The following is a 5,140-nucleotide window of genomic DNA, read 5'->3' as shown; positions in this document are numbered from 1 at the left end:
TGCGGTCGGACGATGTTATAATCGGCCACCCAGGCCGCAATGACGGCCCGCGCTTGAGCCATGCTGGTGAACAGGGTTTCATTGAGCAACTCGTCCCGCATCCGGCCGTTGAGCCGTAGGCCGGCGTAAGCCAAGCTCTCGCTGTACCCATTCTGCATCGGTTTGCCTGGGGCAATGTAGTGCCATGTGATCTTGGTGTCCTGAGCCCATTTCAGCACGGCGTTGGAGGTCAGTTCGGTTCCATTATCGGAAACAATCATCCCCGGTTTTCCCCGCAGAGCCACCAGTTCCGTCAGTTCGCGAGCGACCCTCAGACCGGAGATTGACGTGTCGGGAACCGCGGCCAAACATTCCCGCGTCACATCATCGACGATGTTGAGCACCCGAAACCGCCGCCCGCTGTCCAGTTGGTCGTTAACAAAATCGAGCGACCAGCGGGCATTGGGCCGGGCCGCCACCAGGATCGGGGCACGGGTGCCAATGGCTTTGCGCCGAGCCCGCCGCTTGCGAACCGCCAAACCTTCCTCGCGGTAAAGCCGGTAAAGGCGTGTAATCCCGGAAGTCTCTCCCTCCCGACGCAGCAGAATGAACAAGCGCCGATAGCCAAACCGGCGGCGTTCTTGGGCAAGGCTGCGAAGCCGTGCCCGCAAGGCCCTGTCATCTGGCCGGATCGAGCGGTAGTGGATCATCGCGCGATCCGCCGCAATCACCGCACAGGCCCGACGCTCGCTCATCTCGAACCGATTTCGCAGATGGGCGACAGCTTCTCGCTTGGCGGCGGGCCCTACCATTTTTTTCCAAGAAGATCGCGTAACCCGGCCTCATTCAGCATCGATTCCGCCAAAAGCTTCTTGAGCCGGGCGTTTTCGTCCTCAAGCGCCTTCAGCCGACGCGCCTCCGAAACCTCGAGACCGCCGTACTTGGCTTTCCATTTGTAAAAAGTCGCGTTTGATATCCCATGACGGCGGCATACATCCGCCGTAACCGCCGCGGCCTCCTGTTCCTTCAGAATGCCGATAATCTGCTCTTCGCTGAACCTGCTGCGCTTCATAAGCCCGTCCTCTCAAGGGATCGGACTCTACTTCAAACTGGAGGAAATTTCCCAAGGCAGGTCACGCGCTTTTGCGCGTTATCAGGCGATAACCCAAGTCCAGGTGGTGCTGCTGCGGCGGGTTACCTGAGAGCAGGGCCAGTAGAATCTGGGCGGCGTGTTCGCCAATCTCCCGACGCGGCGTGGCGATGGTGGTCAGCGGCGGCAGCGTCCAAGCCGAGCCGCTCAGATCGTTGAAACCGACGATGGCGAGATCTTCCGGCACGCGCATACCGCGCTCCCGGCACTGGAAGAGTGCTCCTTGAGCCAAGTCGTCGTTACAGAAAAAAATTGCGTCACAGTTCGGGGCTTGCGCCAACATTTGATCGAGAAGCTCTGCTCCCAGGCCGATGGAGGAGGGGGTGGTCACTCGGATTTCGCGGCGCGGGTCGTAGCACCCGGCCTCGCGCAGGGCCTGTCGATAACCTTCGCCTCGGTTGAGTGTGCGCGGATCGAGTTGGACGGCGACGAAGCCGATGCGGCGATAGCCTTTCTCCAGCAGATGGCGGGTTAGCGTCGCCCCGGCTTCGTACTGGGAAAAGCCGACGGTGTAGCTGTCGGTATCTTGGCCCATATCCATTAGGTGAACGACGGGCCGATGATAGCCGCGCAGAAGTTCCCAAGTGGCGGCGGAATGGTCAAGCCCGGTGATTAACAGCCCGTCGGGGGTGAAACCGAGATAGGCGCGTAGCAGCCGCTCTTCTTCCTCTGGGGCATAGCGCGTGGTGCCAATGAGGATTTGATACCCATGCGGGCGGAGCACATCTTCAATCCCGCCGATCATATCGACGAACAGAATATTCGTGAGTGACGGGATGAGGACGGCGATATTCATCGAGCGCGCCGACGCCAGGGCGCTGGCGGCATGATTGGGAACATACCCCAGTGCTTGGGCCGCTTCGAGAATCTGAATGCGGAGGGCAGAGGCGACTTTTGAGGGATTTCTCAAAGCGCGCGAGACGGTAATGGCGCTCACGCCCACATGGCGGGCCACATCGTCCAGCGTGACGCGGTTGGTGCGTGAGGCACGGTGTTTGCGCGGCTTTTCCATTTAGATTCCTCGGTTTATGTGATTATTTATTAGCTATCCCGAGCACTTTACAAAAATAATTGATAGCGCTAACATAATTTCAAGAACAGAAAGACCCGCGCCGATTCGGTCGGCAGGGCTATGTGACTTCGACCCTTGACGGTCGAGGCTAGGGAGATGCGCCATGATGGCGAATGGTAGCGGAGACACATCGTCTTCGGCCACAAATGTTAGCGCAAACATAAGCGTGCCTCTGCCCCCAATCGTCGTTATGGGGGTTTCCGGCTGTGGTAAGAGCCGCGTTGGCCGGGATTTGGCGGCGCGGCTAGGTGTGACGTTTCTGGAAGGCGACGTGCTGCATCCGCCCGAGAATGTGGCACGCATGGCTGCCGGCATTCCTTTAACGGATGCCGACCGGCAAGGTTGGCTTGAGGCGATTGCCGGAGCCTTGGCCCAAGCCGCCGGGTGCGGGGAGGGGATCGTCGTGTCCTGCTCGGCCCTGCGGCGGCCTTACCGGGATCTGTTACGGGCGGCAGCCCCGGCGACGCGCTTTGTGCATCTCACCGGCTCGCGGGCGCTGCTGATTGACCGGATGGCGGCGCGGGAGGGGCATTTTATGCCAATCTCGCTGCTGGATAGCCAGCTTGCCACGCTGGAGCCGCCGGGTGCGGATGAGCAGCCGATCGTCCAAAACATCGAGCAAAGCCCAGCCGCCATCCTCGACGCGACGGTTGAAGCCTTGGGTATCATAAAATAAAAATTGGGGGAAAGAACAATGGTTCGGAGGCTTGAGAGAGTAACCGAGTGGGTTATGGGGGTAATGCTCGCCGCCATGATGGTGCTCGTTTTTAGCAATGTCGTGCTGCGGTATGCGTTCGGTACCGGCATTGTTTGGGGCGAGGAAATCTCTCGGCTCCTGTTCGTGTGGTTAGTCTTCTTGGGCGCGATCTTGGCACTCAAAAATCACCAACATCTCGGCCTGGAACTGCTGGTGGCGCGGCTCTCGCCCCAGGGCCGAAAACTGTGTGCGATTCTAAGCCACAGCCTAATGCTCTACGCCCTCTACCTATTTTTCATGGGAAGTTACGTTCAAACGGTAATCGGGCTCGATATTTATTCCACCGTTCTGCGTTTTTCCACGGCTTTATATGCGGCGGCGGGTTTGTTTCCGGCTTTGGTGATGGCAGTAATCGTGTTGCTGAACCTCGTGCGGATTCTCATGAGCCACCCGGCGGCGATGATCCCCGGAACCCCTGATCACGCCGCCTTCGGCAGCGATCTCTAGAGGCGCGCCGCGATGACCCTATTCATTTTCCTGGCCGGGCTGACCGGCCTGATGCTGCTCGGCATGCCCATTGCTTTCGCCTTGATGCTGAGCGGCGTTGGCTTGATGATCCATCTCGATTTTTTTGACGCGCAGCTTTTGGCGCAAAGCATGCTCTCGGGGGCCGATAATTTTCCGCTGATGGCGGTGCCCTTCTTCATTCTGGCGGGCGAGTTGATGAATGCCGGGGGGATTTCCCAGCGGATCATTGCCCTGGCCGTCAGCTTGGTTGGGCATATTCGCGGCGGTTTGGGGTATGTGGCGATTGGCGCTGCAGTGCTGCTGGCCTCTCTTTCCGGTTCGGCGATTGCCGATACGGCGGCGCTGGCAACTCTGTTAATTCCAATGATGCGCGAGAATGGCTACCCAGTGCCCCGATCGGCGGGGCTTATTGCCTCGGGCGGGATCATCGCGCCGATCATCCCGCCGAGCATGCCCTTCATCATCTATGGCGTTACCACCAATACCTCGATCAGCGCCCTATTTATGGCGGGGATCGTGCCGGGGATGCTGATGGGCCTGGGTTTGATCTTCACCTGGATGCTGATATCGCGCCGCTTAGACGTTATTCCGCAGCGGCGGCAGAGCGGAGCCGAGCGGCGGGCCGCGCTGTTGGATGGGCTCTGGGCTCTTGCCCTGCCGGTTCTCATCATCGGCGGATTGCGCGGGGGGATATTTACGCCGACGGAAGCCGCGGTGGTGGCTGCGGCCTATTCGCTGTTCGTGGCGCTGTTCGTCTATCGGCAGGTTAAAGTGACCGAGCTTATGCCGTTGTTCGTGAATGCGGCGCGGACGACGGCGGTGGTTATGTTCCTGGTCGCGGCGGCGATGGTCTCCTCCTACATGATTACGCTGGCCGATTTGCCCGACCAGGTGATCGACCTGCTCGCCCCCATTCTCGATAACCGCATTCTGCTGATGCTGGGGATCGTGGGGCTGCTGTTGGCCGCCGGGATTGTGTTGGACCTAACGCCGACGATTCTCATCCTCGGGCCGGTGCTGGCGCCGCTCACGGCCAAGGCGGGCATCGACCCGGTCTATTTCGGGGTAATTTTCATTATGACCGGCTGCGTGGGGCTCCTCACGCCCCCGATTTGTACGGTTCTGAACGTTGTTTGCGGGGTTGCGAAGATTTCGTTGGAAAGCGCGACTAAAGGCGTTTGGCCATTCCTTCTGACCTACTCCGTCTTGCTGTTGCTGCTCGTCGTGATACCGGAAATCGTCACGGTGCCAGCAAAAAAAAAMAAATAATTTTTCCACTAACGAAAAAACCAAGGGAGTGAAACAGGATGCGTCAATTTCTTCTGAGCACGGTCGCTATTGCGACGGTTACGCTGGCAGGGGCTCTGCCCGCGCAGGCGCAAGACGTGAAAAGCCGCCTCATCCGCTTCGGCTACGGCCTATCGGAAAATAGCAATCAGGGCCGCGCGGCCAAATTCTTCGCGCAGGAGTTGGACAAGCAATCGGGCGGTAAGCTGCGCATGAAAGGCTTCGGCGACTCCAGCTTGGGCAGCGATGTGCAGATGCAGAACACCGTTATCGGCGGCGCACAGGAAATGATGGTCGGTTCGACCGCCACCCTGGTCGGCATCGTTAAGGATTTCGGTGTTTATGACCTCCCGTTCTTGTTTGCCAATGAAAAGGAAGCCGATGCGGTATTGGATGGGCCGTTCGGTGAAAAACTCATGGCGAAGTT

Annotated in this window: 5 protein-coding genes and 1 pseudogene; 4 read left to right on the top strand and 2 right to left on the bottom strand. The window is 59.1% G+C overall.

From position 1 onward, the window contains the following. Positions 1-1,051, bottom strand: a pseudogene (locus tag VZ95_RS07935) (IS3 family transposase); the annotation flags it as partial. A 61-nt stretch (positions 1,052-1,112) separates the two neighbouring features. After that, the gene (gntR, locus tag VZ95_RS07925; RefSeq protein WP_045775371.1) at positions 1,113-2,141 is read right to left on the bottom strand and encodes an HTH-type transcriptional regulator GntR; all 1,029 of its coding nucleotides are present in this window, start codon (positions 2,139-2,141) and stop codon (positions 1,113-1,115) included. Between the two features lie 226 nt (positions 2,142-2,367). Between gntR and VZ95_RS07920 the strand changes: the two genes are divergently transcribed. The 4 genes from VZ95_RS07920 to dctP all read left to right on the top strand — a co-directional run. Beyond that, complete coding sequence (locus tag VZ95_RS07920; protein WP_045775370.1) at positions 2,368-2,877, top strand: gluconokinase; 510 nt, start codon at positions 2,368-2,370, stop codon at positions 2,875-2,877. 54 nt (positions 2,878-2,931) lie between these two features. Continuing rightward, on the top strand, positions 2,932-3,405 hold the full coding sequence (locus tag VZ95_RS07915; RefSeq protein ID WP_232302543.1) for a TRAP transporter small permease: 474 nt from the start codon (positions 2,932-2,934) through the stop codon (positions 3,403-3,405). Positions 3,406-3,417: 12 nt separating this feature from the next. Further along, entirely contained in the window at positions 3,418-4,695 is a 1,278-nt protein-coding gene (locus VZ95_RS07910) for a TRAP transporter large permease (RefSeq protein WP_045775368.1), read from the top strand. Between the two features lie 38 nt (positions 4,696-4,733). Further along, a partial coding sequence (gene dctP, locus VZ95_RS07905) for a TRAP transporter substrate-binding protein DctP (protein WP_045775374.1) occupies positions 4,734-5,140 on the top strand: 407 nt, incomplete at its 3' end.

The organism is Elstera litoralis, from assembly GCF_000963705.1.
Classification (GTDB): domain Bacteria; phylum Pseudomonadota; class Alphaproteobacteria; order Elsterales; family Elsteraceae; genus Elstera; species Elstera litoralis.
The sequence above is the reverse complement of the archived record's forward strand: the minus strand, read 5'-3'. Positions and strand labels throughout refer to the sequence as shown.

Excerpts from the sequence above, each read along its gene's own strand:
- gntR (WP_045775371.1), bottom strand. The coding sequence starts at position 2,141 with ATGGAAAAGCCGCGCAAACACCGTGCCTCACGCACCAACCGCGTCACG.
- VZ95_RS07915 (WP_232302543.1), top strand. The coding sequence starts at position 2,932 with ATGGGGGTAATGCTCGCCGCCATGATGGTGCTCGTTTTTAGCAATGTC.